11 protein-coding genes are annotated in these 12,596 nt (G+C 64.9%); 8 read left to right on the forward strand and 3 right to left on the reverse strand.

What is annotated here, in order from left to right; genetic code table 11:
- Positions 1 to 1,560, reverse strand: a 1,560-nt coding sequence (guaA, locus tag Q7T26_09560) for a glutamine-hydrolyzing GMP synthase (protein ID MDO8532385.1), incomplete at its 3' end; no start/stop codon positions are given.
- A gap of 51 nt (positions 1,561 to 1,611) precedes the next feature.
- Between guaA and Q7T26_09565 the strand changes: the two genes are divergently transcribed.
- The 8 genes from Q7T26_09565 (at position 1,612) to Q7T26_09600 (ending at position 11,427) form a co-directional block, all read left to right on the forward strand.
- Complete coding sequence (locus Q7T26_09565; protein ID MDO8532386.1) at positions 1,612 to 2,229, forward strand: L-threonylcarbamoyladenylate synthase; 618 nt, start codon at positions 1,612 to 1,614, stop codon at positions 2,227 to 2,229.
- Between the two features lie 8 nt (positions 2,230 to 2,237).
- A complete protein-coding gene (gene rpiB / locus Q7T26_09570) occupies positions 2,238 to 2,717 on the forward strand; it encodes a ribose 5-phosphate isomerase B (GenBank protein ID MDO8532387.1) in 480 nt (159 codons plus the stop codon).
- 25 nt (positions 2,718 to 2,742) lie between these two features.
- Positions 2,743 to 3,777 carry a polyprenyl synthetase family protein gene (locus Q7T26_09575; GenBank protein ID MDO8532388.1) on the forward strand — a complete coding sequence of 345 codons (1,035 nt, stop codon included), beginning with the start codon at positions 2,743 to 2,745 and terminating at the stop codon, positions 3,775 to 3,777.
- A gap of 115 nt (positions 3,778 to 3,892) precedes the next feature.
- Positions 3,893 to 5,119, forward strand: a complete 1,227-nt coding sequence (locus tag Q7T26_09580) for a phosphoglycerate kinase (GenBank protein MDO8532389.1) — start codon at positions 3,893 to 3,895, stop codon at positions 5,117 to 5,119.
- The gene (locus Q7T26_09585; GenBank protein ID MDO8532390.1) at positions 5,119 to 6,321 is read left to right on the forward strand and encodes a 2,3-bisphosphoglycerate-independent phosphoglycerate mutase; all 1,203 of its coding nucleotides are present in this window, start codon (positions 5,119 to 5,121) and stop codon (positions 6,319 to 6,321) included. Before Q7T26_09580 ends, Q7T26_09585 begins: the two co-directional genes overlap by 1 nt.
- A gap of 3 nt (positions 6,322 to 6,324) precedes the next feature.
- Positions 6,325 to 7,140 (forward strand): triose-phosphate isomerase, encoded by an 816-nt coding sequence (gene tpiA, locus Q7T26_09590; protein MDO8532391.1) that lies wholly within the window; start codon positions 6,325 to 6,327, stop codon positions 7,138 to 7,140.
- A 558-nt stretch (positions 7,141 to 7,698) separates the two neighbouring features.
- Positions 7,699 to 8,919 (forward strand): acetate kinase, encoded by a 1,221-nt coding sequence (locus Q7T26_09595; protein MDO8532392.1) that lies wholly within the window; start codon positions 7,699 to 7,701, stop codon positions 8,917 to 8,919.
- A 30-nt stretch (positions 8,920 to 8,949) separates the two neighbouring features.
- A complete protein-coding gene (locus Q7T26_09600; protein MDO8532393.1) occupies positions 8,950 to 11,427 on the forward strand; it encodes a xylulose 5-phosphate 3-epimerase in 2,478 nt (825 codons plus the stop codon).
- Between the two features lie 578 nt (positions 11,428 to 12,005).
- On the opposite strand, the gene Q7T26_09605 is transcribed toward Q7T26_09600, so the two are convergent.
- Positions 12,006 to 12,158, reverse strand: a complete 153-nt coding sequence (locus tag Q7T26_09605) for a YHS domain-containing protein (protein MDO8532394.1) — start codon at positions 12,156 to 12,158, stop codon at positions 12,006 to 12,008.
- A 3-nt stretch (positions 12,159 to 12,161) separates the two neighbouring features.
- A complete protein-coding gene (locus tag Q7T26_09610; protein MDO8532395.1) occupies positions 12,162 to 12,590 on the reverse strand; it encodes a hypothetical protein in 429 nt (142 codons plus the stop codon).
- Positions 12,591 to 12,596: the final 6 nt, after the last annotated feature.

Here is a 12,596-nt window from a genome sequence, read left to right on the forward strand (position 1 = left end):
CTCGCTGACGACGGCGCGGATGGCGACCACGTAGCCGTAGGTGCGGAAGTCGCCCATGACGCCCACGCTGTGCGTGTCCGTCAGCACGGCGAAGCTCTGCCAGAGCTGGCGGTAGAGGTTCGCCTTCTTGACCTCGTCCATGACCACCCAGTCCGCGCCGCGCAGGCTCTCCAGCCGCTCGCGGGTCACCTCGCCGATGACGCGGATGGCGAGGCCCGGCCCGGGGAACGGCTGGCGATAGACCATCTCCTCCGGCAGGCCGAGCGCCACGCCCACCTCGCGCACCTCGTCCTTGAACAGGTAGCGCATCGGCTCGATGAGCTTCAGCCGCATGCCCTTCGGCAGTCCGCCCACGTTGTGGTGCGTCTTGATCTTGGCCGCCACATTGCTGCCCGTCTGGCTCTCGATGACGTCCGGGTAGAGGGTGCCCTGGGCCAGGAAGTCCACCTTCCCCAGCCGGGAGGACTCCTCCTCGAAGACGCGGATGAACTCGTCGCCGATGACGCGGCGCTTCTCCTCCGGGTCCACGACGCCCTTGAGGCGCGTCAGGAAGCGGTCGGAGGCGTCCACGTACGCCAGGTTGACTTTCATATGGCGCTGAAAGGTGTTGCGGACTCGTTCCGGCTCCTCGCGCCGCAGCAGGCCGTTGTTGACGAAGATGCAGGTGAGCTGGTCGCCCACGGCGCGGTGCACCAGCGTCGCGGTGACCGCGGAGTCCACGCCGCCGGAGAGGGCGCAGATGACGCGCCCTTCGCCGACCTCCTGGTGTATCTTCTCGACGGCTTCGGTGATGACGTTGCCCGGCGTCCAGGTGGGGCGGCAGCCGCAGACGTTGTACAGGAAGTTGGTCAGGATCTGACGGCCCATGGGCGTGTGCACCACCTCCGGGTGGAACTGCAGGCCGATAAGCCCCTGGTCATTTCCCATGACGGCCATTGGCGCGTTGTCCGTGTAGGCCAGGGCGGTGAAGCCAGGGGGGAGCTGCGTGATCTGGTCGCCGTGGCTCATCCACACGGGCATGGCCGACGGAAGGTTCGCGAAGAGGCGGCTCTTGACGGGGTGGTCGCTGGCGCTCATGTGCAGCACCGCGTGCCCGTACTCGCGCTTCAGGCCCGGCGACACCTTGCCGCCGAGCTGGTGGGCCAGGAGTTGCATGCCGTAGCAGACGCCCAGGACGGGCACCTTGGACTCATAGACATAAGAGGGCGCCATCGGCGCGCCCGAGTCGTACACGCTGGCGGGCCCGCCGGAGAGGATGATGCCCTTTGGCCGGAGGGCGTCCAGGCGGTCGCGCGGGGCGTCGTGCGGCATGATTTCGCAGTAAACGTGGGCCTCGCGCACGCGGCGGGCGATGAGCATGGTGTACTGGGAGCCGAAGTCAATGATTGCGATGGCGTCCCGGCGCGCCGCGGGCGTCTCTTCGCCCGGCGTGACGGAGGGGCGCCCAAGCTTCTGTTCCGCGACTTCGAGGTAGGCGGAGACTTCCGCATCGCCGCTGGCGGTCACGCGACGGCCAGGGCCGGCCTGCGGGTCCTGCGGAGGCGCCTGGTCTGGGGTCATCGTATGCGTAGCTTAGCACCCGTGCTATACTGAGTCAAGGCGAACGCAGCTATGATGACTGAGCTGGACAAACAGATTGAGCGAGGGGTAGCCGTCCTCAGGACGGGTGGCGTCGTCGCTTATCCCACCGATACGCTGTTCGGCCTGGGCGCTGATGGGTTCAACAGCAAGGCTGTGCGGCGCGTCTTCGCCGCGAAGACGCGCCCGCTCTCGGAGGCCGTCCCGCTGCTGCTGGCGGACGTGGCGGACATGGAGCGCGTGGCCGTGGACGTGCCGGATGTGGTCTGGCGTCTGGCGCAGACTTTCTGGCCCGGCGCGCTGACTCTGGTGGTGTGGCGCGGCCCGGCTGTGCCGGACGTGGTGACGGCGGGCGGCCCGAGGGTGGCGGTGCGGGTGCCGCGGCACCCCGTCCCGCTGGGGCTTGCCCGCGGCCTGGGTGCGCCGCTGGTGGGCACCAGCGCCAACCGGCACGGCGCGCCGAACCCCCGCACGCCGGAGGAGATCGTCGCCCAGCTTGGGAAGGCTGTCGGCTTCGTCATAACGAGCGGCCCGCCTCCCGGCGGGACCGAGTCCACCGTGCTGGACGTGACCGTTGACCCGCCGCGCATCATGCGGCAGGGGGCCGTGGCGCGCGTTGACATCGAAGAGGTCTGCGGACTGGCGCCGTAGGAGGGGCCATGCGCATAGCGATAGGGTGCGACCACAGGGGCTTGAACCTGAAGCGGGCCATTGCCGACTACCTGCGGAAGGCGGGGCATCAGGTCCAGGACGTGGGCGCGTTCACCGAGGAGTCGGTGGACTATCCGGATATCGCGCGGGACGTGGCCCAGGCGGTGGCGCAGCGGAGAGCGGAGCAGGGCGTGCTGGTGTGCAGCACCGGCATCGGCATGAGCATCGCGGCCAACAAGGTGGCGAGTGTCCGCGCCGCCCTGTGCGTGGACGCCTCCACCGCGGAGCGCGCCCGCGCCCACAACGACGCCAATGTCCTCTGTCTGGGCGAGTCCGTTTGCACGCCGGAGAAGGCTGTGGAGATCGTGAAGGCGTACCTGGGCGCCTCCTTCGAGGGAGGGCGGCACGCCCGCCGCGTGGAGAAGATTCGTCAGATGGAAGGCGTGCAGGCATCCGGCCCATCTCCCAAGTCCGGCATAGCGCCCTAGCCGCGGCTGCTTAGCGACCCGCCTGATGTCCGACGCGCGGACCTACCCCGAGCTCTTCGACCGCTACGGCGACGACGTGGAAGCCGTCCTCCGTGAGCGTGTGGAACGCGCGCCCCGGCGGCTTGCGCGGATGATGTCCATGCACTTGGGCTGGGAGGACGACAAAGGCCAGCCCGCCGAGCGCCGCACGCCTCCGCGCCTGCACGCCACTCTGTGTCTCCGTGTCTGCGAGGCCCTGTCTGGAAGCCACACCCCGGCGCTGCCCGCGGCGGCGGCTGTCGAGCTGCTGCACGCCGCCCTTGCGGTCCACGAGGATATGCAGGAGGGCAGCCCTGAGCGGCGCGGCAGGCCGACGGTGTGGTGGACGTGGGGGCCAGCGCAGGGTATCGCTACGGGGGACGCTCTGTATGCCCTGGCGCGCATGGCTGTCCTCAGCCTGGGCGAAGCCGGGCTGCCGCCGGACCGGGCGCTGCGCGTCGCGGGGATGCTGGACGAGGCGTGTCTGCGCCAGTGCGAGGGCCAGATCATGGACGCGGAGTCGCGCCTTCGCCCTGAGATTGGCGTGCAGCGGTACATGGACCTGCTGGCGCGCAAAGAGGGCGCGCTGCTGGGCTGCGCCGCGGGTGTGGGCGCCGCCGTCGCGTCCGGTGACACTGGCGTGGCCGCCGCCTTCAGCGCCTACGGGGAGAAGCTGGCCGTGGCGCGGCAGCTCCGCGACGACGTGGCCGCCGTGTGGAACGCGCCGGGAGCGTCCGCGGAGCATGGCGGCGAGTTCTGGGCGCGGCGGAAGGCGTTGCCTGTGCTCTACGCGCTGGAGAAGGCGTCTCCTCAAGAGCAGAAGCAGCTACGGACGCTCTATGGCAAGCGCGCTCTGGATGACGGGGACATGGCGCAACTCCGTGGCCTTCTGGAGCAGGCGGGCGCCCGCGCCCACGCCGAGGAAACGGCGCGGCGCTTGCAGGAAGAGGCCCTCGAAGCGTTGCGGCGGGTGTCTCTCGGCGAAAGGGCGACAGTGGATCTGGTGGCCCTGGCGCGACTCCTGGGACAGCCTGGCGTTTAGTCCTGATGTGGCCCATCAAGCAAATCATCCGGTCTAGCCGTGATGGTGCGTTTTTCGTATAATGGACGGGCCGTCCGCGGCCACACCTGCACAATAAGCTTCCAGGAAGGAGACTATGCAGAAGCTGACCGTACGCGACATCCCCGTTCAGGGCAAGCGCGTCCTCGTGCGCGTTGACTTCAACGTACCGTTGCAGAACGGCGTTATCGCCGACGACAGCCGCATCCGCGCGGCGCTGCCCACGCTGACCTATCTTCTGAAGCAGCACGCCAGGATCATCGTCTGCTCTCATCTGGGCCAGCCGAATGGGGCCGTGGACGAGAAGCAGCGTCTGGCGCCGGTAGCCCAGCGCCTGGGGAAGCTCCTGGGCTTGCCCGTGTGCTACGTCCGCGATTGCGTGGGGCCGGAGGTGGAACAAGCGGTGGCGTGCCTCAAGGAAGGCGAAGTGCTCCTGCTGGAGAACCTGCGCTTCCACGTGGAGGAGGAGAAGAACGATCCCGCCTTCGCCAGGGCGCTGGCCTCCCTGGCCGATGTGTACGTGGACGATGCTTTCGGCGCGGCGCACCGGGCGCACGCCTCCATCGTCGGAGTGGCCCAGTACCTGCCGTGCGTGGCGGGCCTTCTCATGGAGAGGGAGATTGACTACCTGTCGCGTATCCTGGAGTCGCCGGAGCGGCCCTTCGCGGCGGTCCTTGGCGGCGCCAAGGTCGGCGACAAGATAGGCGTCTTGGACAGGCTGGTGGAGAAGGCGGACGCGGTGCTCATCGGCGGGGGCATGGCCGCCACGTTCCTCAAGGCCCAGGGTCACGGCATCGGCAAGTCGCTGCTGGAGCCGGACCGCATCAGCTACGTCTCAGGCGTTCTGGCCAAGGCCTCGCAGTTGGGCAAGGCGCTTCTCTTGCCTACGGACGTGGTCATCACCACGGAAATCAAGTCCGGCGCGCCGTCCAGAGTCGTCCCCGTCCAGCAGATACCGGACGGCTGGCTCATCGCGGATATAGGCCCGGACACGACGAAACGCTTCACGCAGGAGCTTCGCGGGTGCCGCACTGTCATGTGGAACGGGCCGATGGGCATCTTCGAGATACGCGCGTTCGCGCAGGGCACCAAGGCCCTGGCGGAGACGCTGGCAAGCCTGAAGGCGACGACTGTCGTGGGCGGCGGCTCCACCGCGGAGGCGGTAGAGGCGCTGGGCCTGACCGACAAGATGAGCCATGTGTCCACTGGCGGAGGCGCCTCGCTGGAGTTTCTTCAAGGCAAGGCGCTGCCCGGCGTGGCCGTCTTGAAAGACAAAGCCCTCTTGTCAGGCGCACGGCAGGCGTCCGCGGGAGGCCGCCGGTGATTGATTTTCCTCATCTGGCGGATATCGTCGAGTCCAGTCCGTCCAAGATACTGATGCTGGTCGCCGACGGTCTCGGCGGCCTGCCGCACCCCGAGACAGGCAAGAGCGAGCTGGAGACCGCGCGCATCCCTAACCTGGACCGTCTGGCCCAGCGCTCCGCCTGCGGGCTGACCGTGCCCGTGGCGGCGGGGGTGACGCCCGGCAGCGGGCCGGGACACCTGGGACTGTTCGGCTACGACCCCCTGAAATACATCATTGGGCGCGGCGTACTGGAGGCCATCGGCATTGGGCTGGACGTGCGCGATGGCGACGTGGCCGCGCGCGGCAACTTCTGCTCGGTTGAAGCGCAGGGCCTCATCACCGACCGCCGCGCCGGGCGCATCTCCACGGAGCGCTGTACGGAGCTGTGCCAGCGGCTGTCTGCTATCAAGCTCGCGGGCGTGGATGTGCAGGTGGCGCCGGTGCGGGAGCACCGCTTTGTGCTGATGCTGCGCGGCCCGGGCCTCTCGCCGGACGTGTCGGAGACAGACCCGCAGAAGACGGGCGTGGCGCCTCTGGACACTCGGGCGGAGTCGGCCAAGGGGCGTAAGACGGCAAAGCTGGTGACGGAGTGGGTGACGCAGGCCCGCGGAATGTTGGCGGACGCGGCGCCCGCGAACATGGTGATGCTCCGAGGTTTCTCCCAGCTTCCGCGGCTGCCCCAGATGGGCGAGGCGTACAGGCTGAAGCCCGCCGCCATCGCCGCCTATCCCATGTACAGGGGCCTGGCCCGGCTGGTGGGCATGGAGGTCATCCCCACGGGCATGACCTTCAGCGAGGAGATGGATACGCTGGCCCAGCGCTGGCGCGACCACGACTTCTTCTATCTGCACTACAAGCCGGCGGACTCCGCGGGAGAGGACGGCGACTTCTCGCGCAAGGTCTCGATGCTGGAGGCGCTGGACGCCGCCATTCCGCGTCTCCTGGAGATGAAGCCGGACGTATTTATCGTGGCGGGCGACCACTCGACGCCCGCCGTTCTGAAAGGGCATAGCTGGCACCCGGTGCCGTTCCTTCTGCACTCGCGGTGGACCGGCGGCCTCGGCGTCGCCGGCTTCAACGAGCGGGCGTGCCGACAGGGCGCTCTGGGTGAGTTCCCGGCGACCCGTGTCATGCTGCAGGCTCTGGCCCACGCGGGCAAACTTATGAAGTATGGGGCATAACCAATGGGGACACGTGTTCCGTTCATAGCAGGCAACTGGAAAATGCACACCACCGTCCTGGAGGCGGGCGAGCTGTCTCGCTCCATACGGCAGGCTCTCGCACGAGTCCGGGGCGTGGAGGTGGTGCTCTGCCCGCCGTTCATCTCCCTGACGGTGGTCGCCAAGGCGCTGCAGTGGTCGTCGTTAAAAGTCGGCGCGCAGAACGTGCACCACGAGGCAAAAGGCGCCTACACCGGGGAAGTGGCGCTTGAGATGCTTAAGGGCATCTGCCAGTATGTGATCGTGGGCCATTCAGAGCGCCGCCGACACTTCGGCGAGACGGACTCCGCCGTGAACCGGAAGGTGCGGGCGGCCGTAGCGGCGGGCCTCAATCCCATCCTGTGCATCGGCGAGGAGATGGAGCAGCGGAAGGCGAGCAAGACCAACGACGTCATACGTCAGCAGGTGCGCGGCGCGCTGGATGGAGTGTTGCGTCCAGACGGGCTGGTCGTCGCCTACGAGCCGATATGGGCCATCGGTTCCGGGCAGACGCCCACAGGCAAAGAGGCGGCGGCGGTCGCCGTGGTGGTGCGCGAGACGCTGGCCCAGTTGTACGACCCGGCGTTCGCGCAGGCCACGCGCGTGCTGTACGGCGGCAGCGTGACGGGCGCGAACATCGGCGCGTTCGTCCGCGAGCCGGAGATAGACGGCGCATTGGTGGGCGGCTCCAGCCTGAAGTCGGACGATTTCGCGCACATCGTCAAGGAGACGGCGCGACTGCGCGGTGGCAAGGTTGACGCCACGCCGGCGGCCAGGCGCGGCGGGCGTCCCGCGAGGTAGGGTGGTTGACCTCATCCCTCTGGCCCCCTTCTTGAGGGGGTACGCCCAATTGACCGGACAGTTCCGTATCTGGGGGCGGGATGACTGTCCGGACGATGGCATGATCACTATGACACGTCCCGTCTTCCAAGACAAGCTCCAGGAGACGGCGACGACCCCCCGCGTCTAGCATATCCACCTTGCCGCGAACCTTCTCGACAAACGCGAGGACATGGTCTTCGATGTCCTCGACCGCTTGAAGGCGCTGGAGCTTCTGCTCCAATTCCATTGCTGTCTTCGTGAGTTCGTCCCTTTCGACGGTCAGCGCGCTCATCCGTAACCGCATCCGGTCGTCGGGTATGAGCCCCTTGCCGTAGCCTTCGATCAGCCGGTCCATCTCGGCGGGAATGTCTCCCAGCCGTTTCCGAGCGATGCCCAGGTCTCGTTCGATGCCCGTCCTGGTCAACGAACCTTCCTCGTGTCTGCGCCGCAGTTCCAGCCAAGGGAAACAGACTCCTGTATCTGCTAAGATGCTCATAAGTACTTAGGGGCGCATGTTTCGACGAGTGAGGCCACCTCATGCATATCCTGGTCTTTAATTGCGGAAGCGCCACGTTGAAATTTCGCCTTTTCGATCTCGCGGAAGGCGCGCCACTGGACCACATCTGCCTTCTCGTACTGGGCAAAGTCGACCGCATCGGCCAGCAGGCCCATCTCGAGTTTAGGCTTGCAAGCGGCCAAACCCTCAACACAGCGGCCACTGTGCGAGGCTATGCGGATGCGGTGAGGCTGGCGATTGACCAGCTGTCCTCTCAACAGTTGCTGGACCTCAGGGAGCAAGTGGTGGTAGGACACCGTATCGTACATGGCGGCTGGCAGTTCTTTGAGCCAGTGTTGTTGGATAACGAGGGCATTGGTGCAATAGAGGAGGCAAGCAAGCTCGCTCCCCTCCATAACAAGCCGGCGCTCGAGGCCATTGGAGCGGCGCGCCAAGCAATGGGGGGTGCAGTGCCCATGGTAGCAGTCTTCGATACCGCCTTTCATCACAGACTGCCGGACGTGGCTGCCCAGTATGCCATCCCAAGGGACTTGGCCAATCGGCATCACGTCCGCCGGTACGGGTTCCATGGCCTTGCTCACCGTTTCATGATGGAGCGGTATGCCCAGATTCTGGGCCGCCCTGCGGAAGCGCTCCGCCTTATCACCCTTCAGCTTGGCAGCGGATGCTCCGTCGCGGCCATCGCTGAAGGACGTTCCGTAGATACCTCCATGGGGTTCACTCCTCTGGAAGGGCTGATGATGAGCACCCGTAGTGGCGACCTTGATCCTGCTCTCGTGGGCTATCTCGCTAGTCAGGAGAGCGTGCCGGTAGCGAAAGTGGAAGAGTGGCTGAACCATGAATCGGGCCTCCTTGGCGTTTCGGGGCGCTCCGCTGACATGCGCGATCTGTTGGAGGCGCAACGCCAAGGCGATGCCTCCGCCTCCCTCGCAGTCGACATGTTCTGCTACCGCGCGCGTAAGTACATTGGGGCTTACTTGGCAGTCCTCGGAGGCGCCGATGCCGTACTGTTTGGGGGCGGCATTGGGGAACACGCGCCGGAGGTCCGCGCACGCATCTGCTCAGGTATGGAATGGTGCGGTCTTGCCCTGGACGATGTCCGGAACGCTCACGCGGTCGGCATAGAGGCAAACATCGCTACAACGGAAGCGGGGATCGGCGCCTACGTGATGCCTGTGGACGAGGAACTGGTTATCGCCCGTGAAACGGCGAGGTATATTCGGACTCTAGGTCAGCAATAGCCCTAAAGACGTGGGGAGATGGAGCCAGCAATGCAAAACCAGCAGAGCGATCTCGAAGCCCTGCGCGCCGAAGAGGCGGTGCAAGACTATCGCCGGCATGACCCCAAGGCAGACAGATGGGCAAGAGGCTATGGTGCAATTCAGCATTCTGTGGAGACCCAGGTGAGGGTCATTCACATGGCAGAATCGCTCAAGGCGAAGGGCGTCCACGGCGACGGTGTTGGGTTCTTCGATGTCATCTATGCTGCTGACCGAATCACGAATGCCGCCATGTGGCTGGTAGTCCACATGACCTACGCCCACAACGTGTTTCTGGATGGCCGCGACCTCCGGAGAGATGACTTCAAGTCCCACCCGGAAGGGCACACAGGCGGTTCCCTCAATATGGTGCCCGCCTATGTCGGCTACCTGGCTGCAAATGCAATCACGGGGATAACCCGCTCATGGATCATGGGGCAGGGCCACTGTGTCGCGGCGATTGACTCGGTCAATCTCCTACTGGACAACATGTTGGCTGCTCATAGCAGCCGTTACTCCCTGACTGATGAAGGGCTTACCAGGTACGTGCGAGATTTCTACTCCTATCAGTTCAACAGCAATGGGCGGCAGGACTCTCCACTGGGCAGCCACGTCAACGCCCATACAGCGGGAGGGCTGGCGGAAGGAGGCTACCTGGGCTTCGTAGAACTGCAATATGTCCACATGCCACTGAAAGGTGAGCGGCTGGTAGCGTTCCTTAGCGACGGCGCCTTCGAGGAGCAACGCGGCAGCGACTGGGCCCCACGCTGGTGGCGGGCTGAGGACTGCGGCCTCGTCACTCCTATCATGATCAACAACGGGCGTCGCATTGACCAGCGTACGACCATGTCCCAGCAGGGCGGCCCGGAATGGCTGGCCCAGCACCTGCGCCTGAACAACTTCAGCCCCGTCATCTTCGACGGTGCAGACCCCGCAGCATTTGCCTGGGCGATTATTGAACAGGAGACTGCACTTGAGACCGCAGGTGAGGCCGTGCGCTCCGGCAGGGCGCAGTATCCCGTGCCGCTTCCGTACGGCATTGCGGTAGCGCCCAAAGGCGCAGGTTTTTATGGCGCAGGGACCAACCTCGCCCACAACCTGCCCTTGCCTGGCAACCCCAGCGTGGACGTCCAGTCGGCGCAGCTCTTCGCCCAAAGCGCACGTCGCCTCTGGGTACCGGTGCAGGAACTGCAGCAAGCAGTGGGGCTGCTGCAGCGTCACACGGTCTCAGACAGACCCAAGGAACGGGACAGCGCCCTTGCCCAGCGGAACGTGTCGCTCAAGGCGAGCCCTCCCCTCCAAGCTCGTCCCGTGCCTGCCGACCGCAAAGCCCCCAGCCGGTGGACACGGTCGTCGCCTATGACGGCGGTGGATAGCGTGTTCCTCGCGACCGTCCAGGCGAATCCGCATCTGCGCCCCAGGGTGGGCAACCCCGATGAGATGCGGTCCAACAGGTTGCAAAGCACGTTGGACGACCTGAGGTTCCGTGTCACTGCGCCTGAGGGGGGGATTCCCGAGGACGTTTACGGTGCAGTGATTACCGCCCTCAACGAGGAAGCAATAGCCTCTGCGGCCCTAGGCAACAAGGGCGGCATCAACTTGGTCCATACCTACGAGGCCTTTGCGCCCAAGATGCTGGGCCTCTTTCGCCAGGAGATCACCTTCACCAGCCAACTACGGGAGGCAGGCAAGGCACCCGGCTGGCTTTCCGTCCCTCTGGTACTCACCTCCCACACTTGGGAGAACGGCAAGAACGAACTATCCCATCAGGACCCGACGATGGCGGAAGCCATGCTTGGGGAGTTTTCTGACCTCTCTCGCGTGGTGTTCCCACCCGATCACAACGCAGCCGCTGAGACGATGCGCACGCTCTACCAGACTAGGGGCCAAATTTGGACGCTTGTAGTTTCGAAACAGGATGCGGTGGCGGACCTCTTTACGGAAGCGGAGGCCATGCAGTTGATGGACCAGGGGGCTATCCGCCTGGAATGGTTGGGCTATGACCTCCCCGGGCAACGGCTGGTGCTTACGGCCATAGGGAGCTACCAGCTAGAGCAGGTAATTCTCGCGTCCAACCGGCTGGCGGACAGAGCCGTGTCACACTCCGTGGTCTACATGCAAGAGCCGGGCAGATTTCGTGCGTCGCGCAACGACGGCGAGCGCCACCATGCCGCGCCAGCGTCCCTTGTGCGGGACCTTTACCCAGGCCATCTGGAGGCGCGGGTTTTCCTTGTCCACACCCGCCCCGAACCGATGCTGGGCGTCTTAGGCCCGCTCAACACCGGCTACGGACGCACCGCTGCGTTTGGCTTTCGTGGAGCCGGAGGGACGCTCACTGTCAGCGGCATGCTGTTCGTCAATGGGTGCACCTGGGGCCACGTCGTGCGCGAGTGTTCGCGTGTGTTGGGAATGGAAGAGGCTTTGCTGCTAACCCAAGAGGAAAGGGCAGCGCTGGACGGCAAGCGCTCTCCGAACGGAGTCATCATCTGACGACGCTGCTCTACCGTTGAATACTCCGGGAGCGTCAGCCTCCTCTGTAACTGAGGTTGTCCCCGAAATGCGGACAGGTTGCTAAGCGAGAGTCCTAGCCCTAAACTGAACTGGTCCCAGCCCCTTCTCCGCACCAAACTGAGCGAGCCTTTTGGAGGTGTTTCAGGCCAATTTCGCTGCTTCCATGAACTCGTTCGGGCTACGGTTGCCGAGGGCACTGTGGGCGGGATGCTAGTGTAGTGCTTCCTAAATCTCGTTACCTGCGAGACTCTGCAACGCCGAGCGCTCGGCTCACGGCGTTGATCGCCTTTGCATTGTTCCTGGTCTTTGACCCAGCGAACCATCCCCCTTAGTTCCCCTTCCTTCTCCGAGGAAGGGGAACTAAGGGGGATGGGGGTGACCCCCAGTGCCCCCGTTCCTTCGGTTTCGCTCAGGACAGGCTACGGGGCTCTGCCCCCTCTGGCTCCCTCGTGCCGGAGATTCCAGACGAACCCCTTCGTAACGAAGCGTTGGAAGCACTACACTAGGACAAGCTTGACCATGTGATCCCTCCCCTTTTAGAACTTGGACAGCTTTATCTATGCCCCTTTCATATACTTCTCCGGGTCCTTCTCAAACGCCTTCTTGCACTCGGGCGCGCAGAAGTAGTACGTGACGCCCTTGTACGCCCAAGTGGCCGCCGCCTTCTTCTCGTCCACCGTCATCTTGCAGACCGGGTCAATGGCCGCCATAGGTCATCCTCCTTCGTGACGTATTTCCTTCAGCCTGTCAGGGGCTGAGACGGAACAGATTCCTCTCAGGGCGCGCGCCCTCAGTCGAAGAGTCCAGCCCAGTAGCAGTAACGAAGCAATACCGATGTAACGCTGTGCGGGCGCGAAAAAGGTGAGCGCTCCGGACATGCCTAGCAAGAGAACGACGACTTTGTTGCAAATTGGGCAGCCGACGGCCAGCATGGAGAGGAAGCCTCCCGATATAGTCTTCCCTTCGCCGCCTCCGGCGCGCATCCGGGGGACGAATGTCTCGGCGATAAGGCCGATCAGCACCGCAGTCGCCGCCCAGATGATGTAGTCCTGCATCCGGACAGGCGTCATCCGGACGAAGAACGGATCGTCGATGATAGCAGTTGGTATCCCTGTCAGGACCAGGGCAATAAGAGCCGCAATTGCTGC

It is taken from the genome of Dehalococcoidia bacterium (assembly GCA_030648205.1).
In the GTDB taxonomy this organism is placed as follows: Bacteria; Chloroflexota; Dehalococcoidia; order JAUSIH01; family JAUSIH01; genus JAUSIH01.